Raw genomic sequence first — 20,009 nt, 5'->3', positions numbered from 1 at the left:
CCAATCGCTGCATTGTAACTGCTCGGGTGCGTCTGGGACGTTCCGTGACCCCCGGAACCATGCAGATACCGTGCCCGAAGGAGGGCGCCCGCAAATGCTGCAATGCGGTAGTATCGCGGTCCGCGCGGAGGCGACCAGTCTCTGCTGATGGATTTGGCGCCCGTGCATGACTGGCGGGCCCGTGCAGTTTCTGGAGGTCTGGATGTCCACGGTGCTTGCTGAAGGACAAAACACCCACGCCAAGCCGGAGCGGGTGTTGCCCGTTGCGCTGGCGGCGATGGGTGTTGTATTCGGGGACATCGGCACGAGCCCCCTGTACACAATGAAGGAGGTCTTCAACGGCCCCCACGCGGTGCCGGTGACGCCGGACAACGTGATCGGGATCCTGTCGCTGGTCTTCTGGGCGCTGACCATCGTGGTGTCGCTCAAGTACGTGGTGTTCATCATGCGGGCCGACAACCGGGGCGAGGGCGGCATCATGGCGCTCACCTCGCTGGCCCTGCGCACCAACAACTCGCCCCGGCTCGGGGCGGGCATGGCGGCACTGGGCTTGTTCGGGGCGGCGCTGTTCTATGGCGACGGGGTGATCACGCCGGCCATCTCGGTGCTCTCCGCGGTCGAGGGCCTTGAAGTGGCCACGCCGGCCTTCCGGCCCTACGTGCTGCCGATCTCCCTGGCGGTGCTCACCGGGCTGTTCGTGATCCAGCGCAAGGGCACGGCCAAGGTCGGGGCGGTTTTCGGGCCGGTGATGCTGTTCTGGTTCACCACCCTCGGGGTGCTCGGGGCGGTCAACATCACCCGCCACCCGGACGTGCTGCGGGCGATCAATCCGGTCTATGCGATGGATTTCTTCGCCAACAACCAGTGGCACGGTTTTCTGGCGCTGGGGGCGGTGGTGCTGGCGATCACCGGCGGCGAGGCGCTGTATGCCGACATGGGCCACTTCGGGCGCCGGCCTATCAAGGTGGCGTGGTTCGGCTATGTGTTTCCGGCGCTGTATCTCAATTACCTGGGGCAGGGCGCGCTGATCCTCGACGACCCGACTGCGGTCAAGAACCCCTTCTACAATCTGGTGCCCGACGCGCTGATCCTGCCGATGGTGGGCCTCGCCACGCTGGCGACGATCATCGCGTCCCAGGCGGTGATCTCCGGCGCCTTCTCCCTCACCAAGCAGGCGATCCAGCTGGGCTACTCCCCGCGGATGCACGTGATCCACACCTCCGAGCGGGAGATTGGCCAGATCTACGTGCCCAACGTGAACTGGATGCTGCTGGGGGCGGTGGTGGCGCTGGTGATCAGCTTCCATTCGTCGAGCGCGCTGGCGTCGGCCTACGGCATCGCGGTGACGCTCACGATGATGATCGACACCCTGCTCGCCTTCGTGGTGGTGCGGGCCCTGTGGCGCTGGGGCTGGCTGGCGTCGGTGAGCTTCCTGATCCTGTTCTTCATCGTCGACTTTGCGTTCTTCAGCGCCAACAGCGTGAAGATCTTCGACGGTGGGTGGTTTCCGCTGGCGATGGGCCTGGGCGTGCACGGGCTGCTGATGACCTGGAAGCGCGGCCGCGAGGCGCTGGCTGAACGGATGCGCCAGGACACCATGCCGCTGGCCCTGTTCATCCAGTCGATGTTCCACGATATCCCGTTGCGCGTGCCAGGCACCGGCGTGTTCATGACCACTGCGCCGGACGGCGTGCCCCGGGCGCTCCTCCACAATCTGCTCCACAACAAGGTGCTGCACGCCCGGGTGGTGCTGGTGAATGTGGTGACCGAGGACATCCCGTGCGTGCCTGTGTGCGAGCGGGTGCGGGTGGAGGAGCTCGATTTCGGCTTCTATCGGGTGTTCGTGCGCTACGGCTTCAAGGACGACCCGGACATTCCGGCGGCGCTGGCGATGTGCGCCGATCAGGGCTTGCCCTTCGAGCTGATGGAGTCCTCGTTCTTTCTTGGACGGGAGACGCTGATTCCGCGCAAGACCTCGCCGCTCACCCTGTGGCGGGACCGGCTGTTCATCCTGATGTTCCGGAACGCCCACAGCGCCGCCGACTTCTTCAGCATCCCGCCCAACCGGGTGGTCGAGTTCGGTACGCAGGTCGAGCTTTGACAATTTTAGACAACTGGCAGAGTACCTAAAGCGGGCATTACGACGTTATAATAATTGGTGCTGACAGGCTTTAACGTCGGCCAGAAACCGGTCCGGGTCGTCGGGCGAGGAAGCGCGGGACGCTGCCTTGTCTGCCGTTGCCGGCCGGTTCATTTTGGATGTGTTTCCGACCGTAAATCGGGCGGGTGTCTCGATGGTGATATTTTGTTGTGGTAGAACGTCGGGTCGGCGAAGTCATCCCCCTTGTGACGGGCATCACAGGAGGCAGGGTACTTAAGCGCTATCGTTCGACTGCACGAATTTTCACGCATTTTGCAAGTATGCGTCGCGTGCCTGGCATGTCCGGTAGCCGTTCCTGGCCGCTCGGAAAAGCGGTTTTCGTAGGGGCTTGTGGTTGAGTTGTCCGCCACTCGGCTTGATCAAATTTGCATGGGAGGCTGTCCTTCAAGGGCGGCCGGTGCTCAGAATGCTCAAACTCTTCAATCATTACGTTCCGTCCAGCACGATCCAGCGACTGGTCTTTGACGCCTTGTTGCTCTTTGTGGCGGTGGTTGTCGTGTTCGTGCTGCAGGCCCGGGTGGATGGTGGCCTGGTGGCGACTGTGGTGCCGTCGGCCTTTGCCTTCGCGGTGACCATGATGATCCTGAACGGCGCCCTTGGCCTGTATCGGGCGGGTTTCGGCTCGGATTTCCGGCAGACCCTGATGCGTGTCGGCATGTCGATCGTGCTGAGCGTTCCTGTGGCTTACGGTATATTTCAGGTCCTTCCGTGGGGCGAGTTCGCACATGAGGCGCTTGAACTCAACGTGATCGCCCTTCTTGGTTTCGTGGTCGCCGTCCGTGGTTTCACTGCCCGGCGGACGGGTGCAGGGGTTTTTGTGAAACGTATCATGGTGATCGGGACCGGGTCTGACGCCGCAGCCGTCGAGCATGCGCTGACCCATCCCGCCAACTCCAGCCTTCAGGTGGTGGGTTTCTACCCTGCCGGCGCCGGCGACGAGATTCGCATCGATCCGAAGCGGGTCATCCATTTCGATGGCAACCTGCTTGCCGCGGCCAATCACCTGCGCGTCAATGAGATCATCGTGGCGGTCAAGGAGCGTCGCGGTGGTGCCATTCCGCTGCGTGAGCTGCTCGACTGCAAGATGGCCGGCATCAAGGTGCTCGACCTCTCCAGCTTCTTCGAGCGTGTGCGTGGTCAGGTGCGCATCGATTCCCTGCGTGCCAGCTGGCTGATCTACGGCGAAGGCTTCCGTCAGGGCTGGGGCCGCACGCTGGTCAAGCGGGTGTTCGACATCTTCGTGTCGCTGCTGCTGCTGGTGCTTGCGGCGCCGGTGATGGTGCTGGCGGCGCTCCTGATCGTGATCGAGGACGGCGCGCCGGTGTTCTACCGCCAGGAGCGTGTCGGCCTGGGTGGCCGCCTGTTCAAGGTGACCAAGTTCCGCAGCATGCGCCGGGATGCCGAGCGTGATGGCAAGCCCCGCTGGGCGACCGCCAACGATGACCGCGTGACCCGCGTCGGCCGTTTCATCCGCAAGTGCCGCATTGACGAACTGCCGCAGCTGTTCAATGTGCTGAAAGGCGACATGAGTCTCGTCGGCCCGCGTCCGGAGCGTCCCTTCTTTGTCGATCAGCTCACCCGCGACATTCCCTTCTACGCCGTCCGCCACTGCGTCAAGCCGGGCGTGACCGGCTGGGCCCAGGTCCGTTACCAGTACGGTTCGTCGGTGGATGATGCGATCAACAAGCTGCAGTACGATCTGTACTACGTCAAGAATCACACTCTGTTCCTCGATACCGTGGTCCTGTTCGAGACGGTGCGGGTTGTGCTGACCGGAGACGGTGCACACTAAAACAGTCAGGCGTCGCGTTCCCCGGCAGGGGATGGTCTGAACCCAGGACGCTCCCCTTGCCGGGAGCGTCTGCTTTTATTGAGGCTCGATGGAATCAATCCTTTCGCAGGTCTCGGCGTGGAGCTACGCCTTTGCTGCGGTGCTGCACGGGCTGTTTGCGCTTTACCTCGGCGTGGCCTGGCGCAGGGGCCGGCAGGGCATCCTGCTGATCGCGGCGGTTGTGGCCAGTGCCCTGTGGGCGGTGGCGAACTGGGTGTTTTCCACCTCGGGCTGGGTCTGGATGTTCCAGCTGGCCAATCTGCTGGACGTGCTGCGCATGGCAGCGTGGTTCGGCTTCCTCCTGAGCATGCTGTCCCAGGCGTCGGGTGACGGGCCCGACTCCGGGCTACCGGCGTGGCCCAAGCCGGGCATGCTGGCCATCGTCACCCTCGGGGCGATCGGCGTGATCTGCTTCACCCTGGGTGTGCCGCTGTACGGCACGCCGCTGCGCACCTGGGCCGCCACGGCGCTGATGACCGCGGTGTTCGGCCTGGTGCTGCTGGAACTCTTCTACCGGGCGGTCATCGAGCGCTCCCGCTGGGGCGTCAAGCCGCTGGTGCTGGCGCTGGGCGGGCTGTTCGCCTTTGACGTCTACCTGTACTCTGAAATGCTGCTGTTCAGCCGCATCCACCCGGTGATCTGGGGGGTACGCGGCTTTGCCCACGCCCTGGCGCTGCCGCTGGTGGCGGTATCGGCGTCGCGCAATCCGGAATGGACCTTCCGGATCTCGGTCTCGCGGCACGTGGTGTTCCATTCCACCGCGCTGGCCGGGTCGGGCCTGTACCTGCTGATCATTGCCGGTGCCGGCTACTACATGCGCTACTTCGGCGGCGAGTGGGGCGAGGCGCTGCAGCTGGCGCTGCTGTTTGGTGGCGTGCTGTTCCTGGGGGTGGTGTTCTTCTCCGGGGCCTTCCGGGCCCGGCTGCGGGTGTTCCTCGCCAAGCATTTCTTCGCCTACCGGTACGACTACCGCACCGAGTGGCTGGGCGTGACCCAGGCCCTGTCGGTGGCGGGGGACGGGCTCAGCCTCGGCGAATCGGTGGTCAAGGCGCTGGCCGATCTGGTCGAGAGCCCGGGTGGTGGCGTGTGGCTGCGGGATGCCAACGGCTGCTTCAGCCAGCAGGCGCGGCTCAACATGCCGCACTATGGCCTGCAGGAGCGGGAGGATTCCGATTTTGCCCGCTTCATGCTGGAGCGCGAGTGGATCGTCAATCTGCAGGAGGCCCGCAGCGGTTTCTCGCCCGATGTGACGGCGCCGCTGCCCGAGTGGGCGTCCGAGCTCGCCGACATGTGGCTGATCGTGCCGCTGATCTCGTCGGGCGTGCTGGTGGGCTTTGTGGTGCTGCTTACCCCGCGCACGCCGGTGGATGTGAACTGGGAAGTCCTGGATCTGCTCAAGATGGCGGGCCGGCAGGCCGCCAGCTATTTTGCCCGGATGCAGGCCACCGAAGCCCTGCTCGAGGCCCAGAAGTTCGACGCCTTCAACCGGATGTCGGCCTTTGTGGTCCATGATCTGAAGAATCTTGTTGCACAGATGTCGCTGATGCTTCGCAATGCCGAGCGACACAAGGACAATCCGGAGTTCCAGGCCGACATGCTCGACACCGTCCGGCATGTGGAATCGCGGATGCGTGGGCTGATGGCCCAGCTGATGGAAAAGACCCCGATCAACCAGCGCAAGCCGGTCTTGCTGAAGGGGTTGCTCGAGCACATCGTCCAGTCGAAAAGGATGTTCCGTCCGTGCCCCACCTTTGAGGAAGGGGCGCCGGAGCTGGCAGTTTTTGCGCATTCCGAACGACTCGAACGTATCCTTGGGCATATCGTGCAAAATGCCCTAGACGCTACTTTGGAGCATGGTAGTGTGTCAGTACGGCTATCCCAGGAGGGTAATCAGGCGTGCATCACCGTTCGGGATACCGGGTCGGGCATGTCGACCGCATTCATCCGGGACCAGCTTTTCAAGCCATTCCAGACAACGAAGGCGAGCGGAATGGGGATTGGCGCCTACGAGGCGCACCAATATGTTCAGGAACTGGGTGGCAATCTGACCGTTCAGAGCGAGGTGGGTGTCGGAACCTGCTTCGAGATCAGGTTGCCCATTGCCGCGAACGCTCAGAATGCCGGTAACAAAGCGGTAGCAGAATAGGGATATGACTGATAAACGCAGGACTTTGCTGATCGTCGAGGATGATCCGGCGCTTCAGAAACAGATGCGCTGGGCCTTCGATCAGTACGAGACGGTGGTTGCCAACAATCGTGAAGAGGCCATTGCGCAGCTGAGGCGCTACGAACCTGCCGTCGTGACGATGGACCTGGGTCTGCCGCCCGCGCCGGACGACGTGACGGAAGGCTTCAAGCTGCTGGGCGAAATCCTCGCGCTGGCCCCCGACACCAAGGTGGTTGTCCTCACCGGGCAGCACGACCGCGAGAACGCCGTGCGTGCGGTGGGCATGGGTGCCTACGATTTCTTCGCCAAGCCCTTCGAGCCCGAGCTGCTGGCGCTCACCCTCGATCGCGCGCTGCGCCTCTACGATCTGCAGCAGGACAACCGCCGCCTGAAGATCCAGCAGGGCAGCGCCCTGTCGGGTCTCATCACCCGCGACGCGGGCATGCTCAAGGTGTGCCGCCTCATCGAGCGCGTGGCTTCCGCCAACGTCACGGCCATGCTGCTGGGAGAAAGCGGAACCGGCAAGGAAGTGCTGGCCCGCGGCCTGCATGAGCTGTCGCCCCGGCGCAACGAGCGCTTCGTGGCGATCAACTGTGCGGCGATTCCCGAAAACCTCCTCGAATCCGAACTCTTCGGCTACGAGAAGGGCGCCTTCACCGGCGCGGTCAAGCAGACCCTCGGCAAGATCGAAGTGGCCAACAAGGGCACGCTGTTCCTCGACGAAATCGGCGATCTGCCGATGCCGCTGCAGGCCAAGCTGCTGCGCTTCCTGCAGGAGCGGGTGATCGAGCGCATCGGCGGGCGCGAGGAAATCCCCGTGGATGTTCGCATCATCTGCGCCACCCACCAGGACGTGAAGGGCCTGATCCAGGCCGGCCGTTTCCGGGAAGACCTTTACTACCGCCTCGCCGAGATCGTGGTCGATATCCCGGCCCTGCGCGACCGGGACGGCGACGCGGTGTTGCTGGCCCACGCCTTCGTCCAGCGTTTCGCGGGCGATCACGGGCGTGGTGCGATGACCCTCACGGACGACGCCGTCCACAGCATCGAAACCCATCGCTGGCCGGGTAACATCCGTGAGCTCGAGAACGCGATCAAGCGCGCGGTCATCATGGCCGACGGCAACTGCATCACGGCCGAGGACATCGGCCTTGACGTCAATCCCGACGAAGAACTGGAAGCCCTCAACCTGCGTGTCGTCCGCGAGGAAGCCGAACGACGTGCGGTGGTGAGGGTGATGGCCCGGGTCAATGGCAACGTGGCCAGGGCGGCGGAGGTGCTGGGAATCAGCCGTCCGACGCTCTACGATCTGATGAACCGGTTCGGAATCAAGAAAGAGACTTCAACGTGACTCAAGGAACCATGCTAATGCGTGTTCAAAATCAACGCCGTACCGTGCGGAATGCTGCCATCAGCACCCTTTGCGCCTTCCTTCTGGCTGCATGCGGTGCAAGTACCGAGTCCATGGTCACGTCCGCCAAGGAATACATCGCCAAGAACGATCGTAACGCGGCGTCGATCCAGCTCAAGAACGCGCTCCAGAAAGATGCCAACCTCGGCGAAGCCCGTTTCCTGCTGGGCAAGATCAACTACGAGCAGGGCGACTACGCCGGTGCCGAAAAGGAACTGAGCCGCGCGCTGGATGCCGGCTATTCGCCCGATGAAGTCGTGCCGCTGCTGGCCAAGGCGCTGGTCGCCACCGGCCAGGGTGACAAAATCGCCACCGAGCTCGCCAACCGTCGGCTCGAGAAGCCCGAGAGCCGGGCTGCCATCCTCACCATGCAGGGCACCAACCTGATCGGCAAGGGCAAGATCGACGAGGCCCGCGAAGCCTTCAATTCGGCCCTGCGCGAATCGGCCAACTACCCGCTCGCCCGTGTGGGCCTGGCCCGCCTGCGGGCGATCGGCCGCGACTTCGACGGCGCGCTGGTCGATGTGGATGCGGTGCTGAAGGATGCGCCGACCCTGCCCGAAGCCCACTCCCTGCGCGGTGACCTGCTGCTGACCATGGGCCGCGTCGAAGAAGCGATCCCGGCCTTCGAGGCGGTGATTGCCGCCAAGCCCACCGATGTGGGTGCTTACCAGAACCTCATCTCGGTGCTGCTGCGCCAGAACAAGGTCGACCTGGCCCAGGCCAAGGTGACCGAGATGCGCAAGGCCCTCGGCGGTCACCCGATGGCGGTCTACCTGCAGTCCTACATCAATCTGCGCAGCGGCAAGGCGAAGGAAGCCTACGACGGCGTGCAGCAGGTGCTGCGCGTGGCCCCCGACTACATCCCGGCTCTCCTGCTGGCGACCACCCTGCAACTGCAGCGCCAGGATTTCGTCCAGGCCCAGGAAAACGCCAAGAAGGTCATCGAGCGCGCCCCCAATCTGCAGATGGCCCGCCGCCTGCTCGTGACCGCCTACATCGGCACGCGTGAGCCGTCCCGCGCCCTCGAAGCGCTCCAGCCGCTGCTGAAGGACAAGGTCGAGGACGTCGCCGTGCTCAACCTCGCCGGTCAGGTCTATGCGATGAACGGTGACTTCAACCGTTCCGAGCAATATTTCCAGCGCGCCACCCAGGCTGATCCGAAGAACGCCCAGTACCGCACCCGTCTCGGCGTCTCGCGCCTTGTCGGCGGCGAAGCCGACCAGGCCTTCCAGGATCTGGAAGCCGCGTCTGCCCTCGACCCGGACAACATCCAGGCCGACATCACCCTGATCATGGCCCACCTGCGCCGCAACGAAGTGGCCAAGGCGGTTGCCGCAGTTCAGACCCTCGAGAAGAAGAAGCCGAACGATCCCGTCACCTACAACATGAAGGGCGGCGTGCTGCTCGCCAGCAAGGATACGGCCGGTGCCCGCAAGGCCTTCGAAAAGGCGCTCGAACTGCGTCCGGACTTCCTGCCGGCGGTGAGCAACCTTGCCCGCCTCGACATGGCCGACAAGAACATCGATGCGGCCCGCAAGCGCTTCGAGACCTTCGTTGCCGCCAACCCGAAGGTGGCCCAGGGCTACATGCAGTACGCCGAACTCCAGGCCATGACCGGTGGTCAGAACAAGGACATCCAGGCGTTGCTCGAAAAGGGCCTGACCGCCGTGCCGACCTCGCTGCCGATCCGCACCGCGCTGGTGGCGATGCTGGCGCAGTCGGGTGACACCAAGCGCGCGCTGCTGCTGGCCCAGGAAGCCCAGGCAGGCTCGCCGGACGATCCGGCCCTGCTTGAACTCCTTGCCCGCGCCCAGGTGGCCGCCGGCGAGAACCAACAGGCCCTCACGACCTTCGGCAAGCTGAGCTCCCGCATGCCCAATTCGGTAGCCCCGCTGGTGGCCATGTCCGACCTGCAGGTTGCGGCCAAGGATTTCGCCAGTGCCGAGCAGAGCCTGCGCAAGGCCCTGGCGCTCAAGCCCGATGCCGTCGAAGCCCAGCAGCGCCTGATCTCGCTGCTGCTCCAGAGCAAGCGTGGCGACGCGGCGATTGCAGTGGCCAGGGACGTGCAGAAGCAGCACGGCGAATCGTCGGTCGGTTTCCTGCTCGAAGGCGAGGCCCTCTCCGCCATGGGCAAGTCTGCCGATGCCGTCGGGCCGTACTCCGAAGCCTTCAAGCGCGACAAGAGCCCGCAGTCGCTGATCCGCGTGCATTCCGCGCGGCTCGCCGCCGGCCAGGAGCAGGAAGCGGCGAAGCTGGTGTCCGATTGGGTCAAGGCCAATCCGAAGGATATGGTCATCCGCACCTACCTCGCCGAGCGCAGCCTGTCCGAGCAGAAGTACGAATCGGCCGTCCAGCAGTATCGCCAGATGCTCGAGATGGCGCCCAAGAACGCCATGCTGCTTAACAACCTGGCGTGGGCGCTGGGCAAGCTCAACGACAAGAGCGCCGTCAGCGTGGCCGAGCAGGCCGTGTCCCTGGCCCCCAACAGCCCGGTGGTGCTCGACACCCTCGGCACGCTGTTGATGGACAGCGGCAACACCGCCAAGGGCATCGAGACGCTGAAGAAGGCCGTGAGCCTCGGGCCCAAGCTGCCGCAGCTGCGCATCAACCTTGCCCGTGCCCTCATCAAGAGCGGCGACAAGGACGGTGCCCGCAAGGAGCTGGACGAAGCCCAGCGCAGCGCCCCCGAAAAATCCCCGGTTGCCGCCGAGATCGAAAAGATCCGCGCGACCCTCTGATCAAGTCTTCACATTCGTTATCAGGATCTCTGAAATGACCACCATTGCAGTTATCGGCCTCGGCTACGTTGGCCTGCCCCTCGCCGTTGAATTCGGCAAGAAAGTGAAAACCGTCGGTTTCGACCTCCACCAGGAGAAGGTCGACGCCTACGCCCGCCACGTGGACCCGACCGGCGAAGTCGCCTCCGAAGACCTCAAGGCCGCCGTGCATCTCACGTGCAGCACCGACCCGAAGGTGATCTCCGAAGCCGACTTCATCATCGTCGCCGTGCCCACCCCGGTCGATGAGGCTCACCAGCCGGACTTCACCCCGCTGGTCAAGTCGTCCGAGAGCGTCGGCAAGTACATGAAGAAGGGCGCGATCGTCGTCTACGAATCCACCGTGTATCCCGGCGCCACCGAAGAAGTGTGCATTCCCATCCTCGAGAAGTTCTCGGGCCTGAAGTGGAAGCAGGACTTCAACGTCGGCTACTCCCCCGAGCGCATCAACCCGGGCGACAAGGAACGCACCGTCACCAAGATCATGAAGGTCGTCTCCGGTGACACCCCCGAGACCCTGAAGATCGTCGCCGACACCTACGCCTCGGTGATCACCGCCGGCGTCTACCCGGCCAGCTCCATCAAGGTCGCCGAAGCCGCCAAGGTCATCGAGAACACCCAGCGCGACCTCAACATCGCCCTGATGAACGAACTCTCCGTGATCTTCCACAAGATCGGCATCGACACCCTCGAAGTGCTCAAGGCCGCCGGCACCAAGTGGAACTTCCTGCCCTTCCGTCCGGGCCTGGTCGGTGGCCACTGCATCGGCGTCGATCCGTACTACCTGACCCACAAGGCCGACATGCTGGGCTACCACCCGCAAGTCATCCTGGCTGGCCGTCGCATCAACGACAGCATGGGCAAGTACGTCGCCGAAGAAACCGTCAAGACCATGATCCAGAACGGCCTCAACATCAAGGGCGCCGACGTGATCGTGCTGGGTCTCACCTTCAAGGAAAACTGCCCCGACCTGCGCAACAGCAAGGTCATCGACGTAATCCGCGAGCTGCAGAGCTACGGCGTCAAGGTGCACGTGCACGACCCGGTGGCCGAATCTGCCGAGGCCGAGCACGAGTACGGCGTGAGCCTCACCGCCTGGGACAAGCTCCCGAAGGCCGGTGCCATCGTCGCCGCCGTGGCCCACAAGGAATACGCCGAGATGGGCGTGGCCAAGCTGTGCGACAAGCTGGTGCCGAACGGTGTGTTCACCGACGTGAAGAGCTTCTACGACCCGGCCGAGATCGCTGCGGCTGGTGCCAAGGTTTGGCGTCTCTAAGCGGGCCCCGGGACATGACGCGCGTGAAGCAGCTGCTTTCCATCGTCCTTCTGGGTGCGAGCCTGGCAGGCGGGGCGCGCGTCGTGCAGGCGGCCGAGCCGAAGTTCGAAGCACAGGCCACCGATGCCCGGCAGATCGTCGAGCAGGCGCTGGCCTTCGAGCACGGTGAAGGCGCCCCCCGTGATCCCGAAAGGGCGGCCGAGCTTTATTGCGAGGCGGTCCGTTCGGGCAGTGCCGAGGCGATGTACAGCCTGGGCTGGATGTACGCGAATGGCCGCGGCGTGCCCCGGGACGACGGGATCGCCGCGACGCTGTTCGAGATGGCGGTGTTCAAGGGGCACGAAGGCGCCGGCAAGGCTCGCCGGGTTGCCGGCGACTACACCGGCGCGGTGCCCGAATGCCTGAAGGCGCACAGCGTTGAGTGGGCGTTCTCGATTCGCGACAACTGGGATTCCCGAAAGTATCTGGCGTCGCTGCCCGAGCGCAAGAAGAAGATGGTCGAGCTGATCACCACGCTCGCCCCGCGTTTCTCGATCGAGCCGCGGCTGGCGCTGGCCATCGCGACGACCGAGTCCAATTTCGATTCCAATGCCCTGTCGCCCAAGAACGCGATGGGCGTGATGCAGCTGATCCCCGAGACGGCCAGCCGTTTCAACGTCAAGGACAGCTACGACCCGGTGGAGAACATCAAGGGCGGGCTTGCCTACCTGCGCTGGCTGCTGGCCTACTACCGGGGCAATGTGGCGCTGGCCGTGGCCGGCTATAACGCCGGTGAAGGCGCGGTGGACCGCTATCGGGGCGTGCCCCCGTACAAGGAAACCCAGGCTTACGTCCGACGCATCCTCGAATTCTTCCCGCGGACGGAACATCCCTTCGATGCGCGACTCGTAAACGCATCGCCTGCGCTCTCTGCGATCAAGGCCGTCAATTAGTGAGGTGAGCCCGATGGGTTTCCGATTTTCCCGTTCGCTGATGTCCGGGGTGATGGCGCTCGCCTGTGTCGTTGCTCCGCCGGCAAGGGCTGACTTCCCCGATACCGTGGCGTCGGTCAAGCGCTCGATAGTGGCGATCGGTACGCTGTCGCCCACGCGCAACCCTCGTTTCCGGTTTCTGGGTACAGGTTTTGTGGCTGGAAACGGTAATCAGGTGGTGACCAACGCCCACGTGGTCGGCATGCCCGATCTGGGCGATGACGAGAAGCTGGTGATGGCACTATCCGGTGCGGGACGGGTCACGGCCCGGCCGATCACCAAGGAGTCGATCGATCTCGATCACGATCTGGCGGTGTTGCGTTTCGACGGGCCGCCGATGCCGGCGTTACGGTTGGGGGATTCCAGCACCGTGCGCGACGGGCAGGACGTGGCCGTGACCGGCTTTCCCCTCGGGGGCAGCATCGGCATCGTGCCGGTGACCCACAAGGGCATCGTCTCGGCGATCACCCCGATCGGCCAGCCGGTTTCCACCGCGAAGCAGCTGGATGGCGCGGCTGTGCGTCGTCTGGCGGCGGGTGGTTACTCGGTGATCCAGCTCGATCTCATCTCTTACCCGGGCAACAGCGGCAGCCCGATGTTCGATGCCACCTCCGGCGAGGTGTTGGGCGTGCTCAGCATGGTGTTCATCAAGGGCGGCAAGGAGTCGGCCGTGACCTCGCCGTCGGGCATCTCCTACGCGATTCCCGCCGCCTTTGTGAAGACGTTGCTCACGCCCTGAGCCACTCCACGCCAAGCGTGCCGTACCGACGTAAAAAAGCCCGAGGTCCAGAAGACCCCGGGCTTTTTTATGCCTTGGCAGATCAGGCCAGTTCGTCCATCGGCACGCAGGAACAGAACAGGTTGCGGTCACCGTAGACATCGTCGATGCGGTTCACGCTCGGCCAGAACTTGTTGTCGCTCACCCACGCCAGCGGGAAGGCGGCTTCGCTGCGGGAGTAGGGGCGGTCCCAGTCGCCCAGGAAGTCGGCCTGGGTGTGGGGCGCGTTCTTGAGCGGGTTGTTGTCGGCGGGCAGGCGGCCTTCCTCGATGGCGCGGATCTCGCCGCGGATCGCCACCATCGCGGCGATGAAGCGGTCGAGTTCGCCCTTGTCCTCGGATTCGGTGGGCTCGACCATTATCGTGCCGGCCACCGGGAAGGACATGGTCGGGGCGTGGAAGCCGTAGTCCATCAGGCGCTTGGCGATGTCCACCTCGGAGATGCCGGTGGCGGCCTTGATCGGGCGGATGTCGAGGATGCACTCGTGGGCGACGCGGCCCTGGCTGCCGGTGTAGAGCACCGGGTAGTGCGCCGCCAACTGGCTGGCCACGTAGTTGGCGTTGAGGATGGCCACTTCGGTGGCGCGCTTGAGGCCGCGGCCACCCATCATGGTGATGTACATCCACGAGATCGGCAGGATGCTGGCCGAGCCGAACTGGGCGGCCGACACGGCGCCCTGGCCGGCGTTGGGGCGATCCTCGCTGCCGGTGGCGGCCACGACGTGATCCGCCATGAACGGTGCGAGGTGGGCCTTCAGGCCTATCGGGCCCATGCCCGGGCCGCCGCCGCCGTGGGGAATGCAGAAGGTCTTGTGGAGGTTCATGTGGCTCACGTCGGCGCCGATGGTGGCGGGCGAAGTGAGGCCGACCTGGGCGTTCATGTTGGCGCCGTCCATGTAAACCTGGCCGCCGTACTGGTGCACGGTGGCGCAGATCTCGCGGATGGCTTCCTCGAACACGCCGTGGGTGGACGGGTAGGTGATCATCAGCGCGGCGAGCTTGTCGGCGTGCTGCTCGGCCTTGGCCTTGAGGTCGGCCAGATCGACGTTGCCGTTGTCGTCACAGGCCACGACCACCACGTCCATGCCGCACATCTGGGCGGTGGCCGGGTTGGTGCCGTGGGCCGACTTGGGGATCAGGCACACGGTGCGGTGGTGGTCGCCGCGGGCCGTGTGGTAGCGGCGGATCGCCACGAGGCCGGCGTATTCGCCCTGGGCGCCGGAGTTGGGCTGCATGCAGATGGCGTCGAAGCCGGTGATCTCGCGCAGCTGGGCGGCGAGGCCTTCTATCATCTCGAGGTAGCCGGCGGTCTGGTCGGCTGGGGCAAACGGGTGGATGTCGGCGAACTCGGGCCAGGTGACGGGGATCATCTCGCTGGTGGCGTTGAGCTTCATGGTGCACGAGCCCAGGGAGATCATCGAGTGGTCCAGCGCCAGATCGCGGTTCTGCAGGCGCTTGAGGTAGCGCAGCATCTCGTGCTCGGTGTGGTGGGTGTTGAACACCGGGTGGGCGAGGATGGCGTCGTCGCGCAGCAGCTCGGCCGGCAGGTTGCCGCCGCGGGCGGCGACGGTGGCGTCGAGGGCGGTCACATCGGCCGTGGCGCCGAAGGCGGCCAGCAGCGCGGCGATGTCGTCGCGGGTGGTCTTCTCGTCGATGGCGATGCCGAGGGCGTGGCCGTCCACGTGGCGCAGGTTGAAGCCGGCGGCCTGGGCGGCGGCGTAGATCTCGGCGGAGCGGGCGCCGGTTTCCACCTGGATGGTGTCGAAGAAGCTGTCGGACGCGAGCGCGAAGCCGGCCTGGCCCAGGCCTTCGGCCAGGGTGGCGGCGAGGCGATGGACGCGCGCCGCGATGGTGCGCAGGCCTTCCGGGCCGTGATACACGGCGTACATGCCGGCCATGTTGGCCAGCAGCACCTGGGACGTACAGATGTTGGAGTTGGCCTTCTCGCGGCGGATGTGCTGCTCGCGGGTCTGCAGGGTCATGCGCAGGGCAGTCTTGCCGCGGGCATCCTTGGAGACGCCGATGATGCGGCCCGGCATGGAGCGGACGTGGCTTTCGCGGGTGGCGAAGAAGGCGGCGTGGGGGCCGCCGAAGCCGAGCGGCACGCCAAAGCGCTGGGCCGAGCCGAGGGCGATGTCGGCGCCGAGCGCGCCGGGCGACTTGAGGAGCACCAGCGCCAGCAGGTCGGACGCGACAGCCACCACTGCACCCTTGGCCTTGAGGCCGGCGATCGGGGCGGCGATGTCGGCCACCACGCCACGCTCGTCGGGGTATTGCATCAGGGCGCCAAACACGTCGTGATGGGCGGCCTCTGCAGACGGGCCGACGATCAGCTCGAAGCCGAAGTATTCGGCGCGGGTGCGCACCACGTCGAGGGTCTGCGGGAAGACGCCTTCATCGACGAAGAAGGCCTGGCTCTTGACCTTGGAGATGCGCCGGGCCATGGCCATGGCTTCGGCGGCGGCGGTGGCTTCGTCGAGCAGCGAGGCGTTGGCGAGCTCCAGCCCGGTGAGGTCGATGACCATCTGCTGGAAGTTCAGCAGGGCTTCGAGGCGGCCCTGGGCGATCTCGGCCTGGTAAGGCGTGTAGGCGGTGTACCAGCCCGGGTTTTCCATCACGTTGCGCAGGATGACCTTGGGCGTGATGGTGTCGTAGTAGCCCATGCCGATGAAGGACTTCTTCAGCACGTTCTTGCCGGCGATGGCCTTCAGGCGGGCCAGGGCCACGTGCTCGGGCGTCGGTTCGCCGATGGCCAGCGGCGCGGGCAGGCGGATGCCGGCCGGCACGGTCTGGTCGATCAGGGTGTCGAGGGAGTCGACCCCGACGGCGGCGAGCAGCGCCGGCAGCTCGGAGGCACAGGGGCCCAGGTGGCGGCGGATGAAGTCGTCGCCCTGTTCGAGCGTGGCGAGCGGGGCGGAGAGAAGCGTCTTCGACATGGGGAAAACTCGGGTTGGGTTACGGCAAGGGTTACAGCAATGACAAGCGGCAGCGGGTGGATCGGGGCGCGCCAGGGGCACGCTCCCGATCCGGGCTGCGACTTAGCCGATGGCGGCTTCGTAGCCGGCGGCGTCGAGCAGGGCGGACACGTCGGCGGCGTTGGCCGGCTTGATCTTGAACAGCCAGGCGGCGTAGGCGTCGGCATTGACGGATTCCGGCGCGTCGACGGCTTCCTGGTTGTTGGCGATGATCTCGCCGGCCACCGGAGCGTAGATGTCGGAGGCGGCCTTGACCGATTCGATCACCGCGATGCTCTCGCCGGCGGTGACGACGCGGCCGGCTTCGGGCAGCTCGAGGAAGACCACGTCGCCGAGGGCTTGCTGGGCGTGGTCGGTGATGCCGACGGTGACGGTGCCGTCAGCCTCAAGGCGGACCCATTCGTGGGATTCGGTGTAGCGCAGTTCGGAGGGGGTCGTCATGGTGAGATTTCCTTGGTCAGAATGGTTGAAGGCGCAGCAATGCGGGACGCATCAGATTAGGGGTTTGCCGTTACGGACGAAAGAGGCTTTAACCACCCGGGCCTTGAGGCGCTTGCCGCGGATGTCCACCTCGACGGCATCGCCGGGCGCAACGCCCAGGGGCAGGCGGGCCATGGCGATGGCCTTTTCGAGGGTCGGCGAAAAGGTGCCGCTGGTGGTCTCACCTTCGCCCTGGGCGGTGAAGACATGCTGGTGGGCGCGCAGCACGCCCTTGTCTTCGAGCACGAGGCCGAGGACCTGCTGGCTGGCCGGGTTGGCCTGCAGCGCGGCCTTGCCGATGAAGTCGCGGCTGGCGTCCTTGAAATCGATCGTCCAGGCGAGGCCGGCATTGAGCGGCGAGACGGTCTCGTCCATGTCGTTGCCGTAGAGGGCCATGCCGGCTTCGAGGCGCAGGGTATCGCGGGCACCGAGGCCGCAGGGCTTGACGCCGGCGACGACGAGGGCGTCCCAGGTGGCGGCGGCCTGATCGGCCGGCAGGGTGAGCTCGAAGCCGTCTTCGCCGGTGTAGCCGGTGCGGGCGATGAACATGTCGCCAAAGGCGGCGGCCTGGAAGATCTTGAGGCCGGCCGAGGCGGCTTCGGAGCCCGGGATGGCGGCCCAGGTCTTGGCGCGGGCGTTCGGGCCCTGGACGGCGATCATCGCCAGATCACGGCGGGGCGTGAGGGTGGCGGCGAGGCCGGTGGCGGCGAGCTGCTGCTGCATCCAGGCCACGTCCTTGTCGGCGGTGCCGGCATTGACGACCACCCGGTATTCGGTGTCGGAGAGGAAATAGACGATCAGGTCGTCGATCACGCCGCCTTCGGGGTTGAGCATGCAGCTGTAGAGCGCCTTGCCCGGCTCGGTGAGCTTGGCCACGTCGTTGGCGATCAGGCCGCGCAGGAAGGCCTTGGCGCCGCTGCCGACGAGATCCAGCGCGAGCATGTGGGAGACGTCGAACATGCCGGCGTCGCGGCGGACGGCGTGGTGTTCCTCGATCTGGGAGCCGTAGTTCACCGGCATGTCCCAGCCGGCGAAATCGACCATGCGGGCGCCTGCGGCGACGTGGGTGGCGTGAAGAAGGGTGCGCTGGGTCATCGTGTTCTCCGGTGGGCAATCGTTCCAGTGTAGAAAAGCAATGGGGCCGACGCGATTCGGAAATCGCGTCGGCCCCATCTGTCCTTTGTACCTGAGAGATTGCAGCGGCGAACGGTGCCGGCAGCGTGCCCCTTCGGTGGATGCGGCCGGCCGTGGCTGGCACGGATAACGGGCGGCATCACTCTCCAGATTGTTGATTCGTCGGCGGTCCTTTTGCCTGAGCGGTTCCGGGGGTTGCGCCTTCGGCGGTTCGCAGCAGCTGCGCGAACACTCTCCCACACGACGGCGCGCACCTTACCACCGGGCATGGCCTACGGCAAGGGTCTGCTAAACTTCTAGGGATGACCCTGATCCGACGCCCTTCCCGCAGCCGCCACCTCGACGTTCGCGGCCTGCGCTACCACCTCCGCGAATGGGGTGAGGAAGGTGCGCCCAAGGTGTTCCTGCTGCATGGCTGGATGGACGTCTCGGCGTCGTTCCAGTTTGTGGTCGATGCCCTCGAGGCAGACTGGCATGTGATCGCCCCCGACTGGCGCGGCTTTGGTCTCAGCCAGTGGAACGGCGGCGACGCCTACTGGTTTCCCGATTACGTGGCCGATCTGGACGCACTCCTGCGCACCTGTTCGCCGGTCGATCCGGTGCGGCTGGTCGGTCACAGCATGGGCGGCAACGTAGCCTGCCTGTATGCCGGCGTGCGGCCGGCGCGGGTTGGGCGGCTGGTGGCGCTGGACGCCTTTGGGCTTGCCGACAACCCGCCGGAGAACGCTCCCGGCCGGATGGAAAAGTGGCTCAATGATCTCGAACGCCCGGCGGGCTTCCGGCGCTACCCGGACCGCGCCGCGCTGGCCGCCCGTCTGCAGGCCGACAACCCCCGCCTCGATGCCGGCAAGGCCGCGTTTCTCGCCGAGCACCTGGGCGAGCCGGACGGGGAGGGCGGTATCCGCCTCGCAGGCGATCCGGCCCATCGCCGCGTGAATGCCGTGCTGTACCGGCGCGCCGAGGCCCTGGCCGCGTGGCGACGGGTGACGGCGCCGACCCTGTGGGTCGAGCCGGCCGAGCCTGACCTGCGCCGCCGGCTCGGCGTGACCGACGAAGCCCACGCCGAGGCGCGGGCCGCCTTCCGGGATTTTCGTGAAGTGGACTTGGCCGACAGCGGCCACAACCTGCATCACGACCAGCCGGGCCTGACCGCCCGGATCATCGAGGATTTTCTGCTGTCCAAGGGATCATGAACGCCGTCAACGCTGATCTTCACTGTCACTCCACCGCTTCGGACGGCACCCTGGCGCCCGCGGCCGTGGTCCGCCGTGCGCACGCCAACGGGGTCGATCTGCTCGCCCTCACCGATCATGACGAACTCCTCGGTCTGCCCGAGGCTGCCGCCACCGCGGCCGAGCTGGGGCTGCGATTCGTGCCCGGGGTCGAGGTGTCGGTGTCTTGGCTGGACCAGACGGTGCACATCGTCGGCCTGGGCGTCGATCCCTCCAACGCGGCGCTCATCGCCGGGCTTGATCGGGTGCGCAGTGGCCGTGATGGCCGGGCGGCAAAAATTGCCGCTGAGCTCGACCGCATCGGCATTCACGGCGCCCTCGAAGGCGCGCTGCGCTACGTGGGCAACCCGGCGCTCATCAGTCGGGCGCACTTTGCGCGTTTTCTGGTCGAGGCCGGTTGCGCCAAGAATGTGCATGACGTGTTCCTCCACTACCTCGCCCGGGGCAAGCCGGGCTATGTGGATCACGTGTGGGCGACGCTGGAGGATGCCGTCGGCTGGATCAAGGGTGCCGGCGGGCTGGCGGTGATCGCCCACCCGGGCCGCTACCGGTTGTCCCATGTCGAGATGGACATCCTCTTCGACAAGTTTCGCGAGCTGGGCGGCGATGCCGTCGAGGTTGCCTGCGGCGCCCACGATGGCGGGCAGGTGCTCGCCTTTGCGCGGATGGCGCGCAAGTTTGGCCTGATGGCCTCCCGCGCCTCCGATTTCCATGGCCCGGAAGACAGCCCGATCGATCTCGGTCGGGCGCCTCCGCTGCCGCCCGACCTCACGCCCGTGTGGTCGCGTCTGATCTGAAAGTCCCGTTTCTTCAC

The 20,009-nt window shown here is 65.5% G+C and carries 13 protein-coding genes and 1 riboswitch; of the genes, 10 read left to right on the top strand and 3 right to left on the bottom strand.

The features are described 5' to 3' along the window. The first annotated feature begins 202 nt into the window (after positions 1-202). The 8 genes from GH681_RS04750 to GH681_RS04715 all read left to right on the top strand — a co-directional run bounded on the left by GH681_RS04750 (position 203) and on the right by GH681_RS04715 (position 13,336). Complete coding sequence (locus GH681_RS04750) at positions 203-2,101, top strand: potassium transporter Kup (protein ID WP_153160499.1); 1,899 nt, start codon at positions 203-205, stop codon at positions 2,099-2,101. A 466-nt stretch (positions 2,102-2,567) separates the two neighbouring features. Next, positions 2,568-3,953: a TIGR03013 family XrtA/PEP-CTERM system glycosyltransferase gene (locus GH681_RS04745; RefSeq protein ID WP_153160286.1), complete on the top strand. Its 1,386-nt coding sequence runs from the start codon at positions 2,568-2,570 to the stop codon at positions 3,951-3,953. Positions 3,954-4,041: 88 nt separating this feature from the next. Continuing rightward, positions 4,042-6,138 carry an XrtA/PEP-CTERM system histidine kinase PrsK gene (prsK, locus tag GH681_RS04740; RefSeq protein WP_153160285.1) on the top strand — a complete coding sequence of 699 codons (2,097 nt, stop codon included), beginning with the start codon at positions 4,042-4,044 and terminating at the stop codon, positions 6,136-6,138. A gap of 4 nt (positions 6,139-6,142) precedes the next feature. Then, on the top strand, positions 6,143-7,510 hold the full coding sequence (gene prsR / locus GH681_RS04735; RefSeq protein WP_153160284.1) for a PEP-CTERM-box response regulator transcription factor: 1,368 nt from the start codon (positions 6,143-6,145) through the stop codon (positions 7,508-7,510). Between the two features lie 11 nt (positions 7,511-7,521). Further along, a complete protein-coding gene (gene prsT, locus GH681_RS04730) occupies positions 7,522-10,311 on the top strand; it encodes an XrtA/PEP-CTERM system TPR-repeat protein PrsT (RefSeq protein WP_153160283.1) in 2,790 nt (929 codons plus the stop codon). Between the two features lie 34 nt (positions 10,312-10,345). Then, positions 10,346-11,626, top strand: a complete 1,281-nt coding sequence (locus tag GH681_RS04725) for a nucleotide sugar dehydrogenase (RefSeq protein ID WP_153160282.1) — start codon at positions 10,346-10,348, stop codon at positions 11,624-11,626. A gap of 14 nt (positions 11,627-11,640) precedes the next feature. Continuing rightward, positions 11,641-12,558 (top strand): transglycosylase SLT domain-containing protein, encoded by a 918-nt coding sequence (locus GH681_RS04720; RefSeq protein WP_194271133.1) that lies wholly within the window; start codon positions 11,641-11,643, stop codon positions 12,556-12,558. 13 nt (positions 12,559-12,571) lie between these two features. Then, complete coding sequence (locus GH681_RS04715; RefSeq protein WP_153160280.1) at positions 12,572-13,336, top strand: S1C family serine protease; 765 nt, start codon at positions 12,572-12,574, stop codon at positions 13,334-13,336. Between the two features lie 82 nt (positions 13,337-13,418). Here the strand turns inward: GH681_RS04715 and gcvP are convergent, their stop codons facing one another. The 3 genes from gcvP to gcvT form a co-directional block, all read right to left on the bottom strand. Next, positions 13,419-16,310 (bottom strand): aminomethyl-transferring glycine dehydrogenase, encoded by a 2,892-nt coding sequence (gcvP, locus tag GH681_RS04710; protein ID WP_153160279.1) that lies wholly within the window; start codon positions 16,308-16,310, stop codon positions 13,419-13,421. A 102-nt stretch (positions 16,311-16,412) separates the two neighbouring features. Continuing rightward, complete coding sequence (gene gcvH / locus GH681_RS04705; RefSeq protein ID WP_153160278.1) at positions 16,413-16,790, bottom strand: glycine cleavage system protein GcvH; 378 nt, start codon at positions 16,788-16,790, stop codon at positions 16,413-16,415. Between the two features lie 51 nt (positions 16,791-16,841). Beyond that, the gene (gene gcvT / locus GH681_RS04700) at positions 16,842-17,924 is read right to left on the bottom strand and encodes a glycine cleavage system aminomethyltransferase GcvT (RefSeq protein WP_153160277.1); all 1,083 of its coding nucleotides are present in this window, start codon (positions 17,922-17,924) and stop codon (positions 16,842-16,844) included. 196 nt (positions 17,925-18,120) lie between these two features. Then, a riboswitch (glycine riboswitch) is annotated at positions 18,121-18,212 on the bottom strand. 53 nt (positions 18,213-18,265) lie between these two features. Here gcvT and GH681_RS04695 point away from each other — a divergent pair. Both GH681_RS04695 and GH681_RS04690 read left to right on the top strand, forming a co-directional pair. Next, on the top strand, positions 18,266-19,156 hold the full coding sequence (locus GH681_RS04695) for an alpha/beta fold hydrolase (RefSeq protein WP_153160276.1): 891 nt from the start codon (positions 18,266-18,268) through the stop codon (positions 19,154-19,156). Next, positions 19,153-19,992 (top strand): 3',5'-nucleoside bisphosphate phosphatase, encoded by an 840-nt coding sequence (locus tag GH681_RS04690; RefSeq protein WP_153160275.1) that lies wholly within the window; start codon positions 19,153-19,155, stop codon positions 19,990-19,992. Before GH681_RS04695 ends, GH681_RS04690 begins: the two co-directional genes overlap by 4 nt. Positions 19,993-20,009 lie beyond the last annotated feature (17 nt).

The sequence above is a fragment of the Zoogloea sp. 1C4 genome (genome assembly GCF_009469605.1).
In the GTDB taxonomy this organism is placed as follows: domain Bacteria; phylum Pseudomonadota; class Gammaproteobacteria; order Burkholderiales; family Rhodocyclaceae; genus Zoogloea; species Zoogloea oryzae.
This window is presented reverse-complemented; position numbering and strand designations above follow the sequence as displayed.